1 protein-coding gene is annotated in these 295 nt (G+C 52.9%); it reads right to left on the reverse strand.

Features of this window, described 5'->3' with window-relative positions; translation table 11 throughout:
- Window positions 1-295, reverse strand: a 295-nt coding sequence (locus ACTG34_RS08575) for a GDP-mannose 4,6-dehydratase (RefSeq protein WP_439104532.1), incomplete at both ends; no start/stop codon positions are given.

Genomic DNA, 295 nt, shown 5'->3' on the forward strand with positions numbered 1-295 from the left:
CCATGCTCTCGTTGGCTTTTTTTGTCGCGGCATAGAACGTCAGTGGTGTGTCGCATTTCTCGGTCTCGTCAAACGGCATCTCTTCGTTTGCGCCATAGACCGAAGAGGTAGAGGCCATGAGCAAGTGATCAATCTTCAGCTCGCGAGCGGCTTCCATCACGTTGAAGGTGCCGACGATGTTGGAATCCAGATAGGCTTTAGGGTTTTCGAGGCTGTAGCGAACGCCAGCTTGCGCGGCCAAATGGACGATGACGTCAGGTTTGAAGTCATTGGCAACCTTCGCAAAGGCACTTTC

It is taken from the genome of Celeribacter marinus, from assembly GCF_965656515.1.
Lineage (GTDB): Bacteria > Pseudomonadota > Alphaproteobacteria > Rhodobacterales > Rhodobacteraceae > Celeribacter > Celeribacter marinus_D.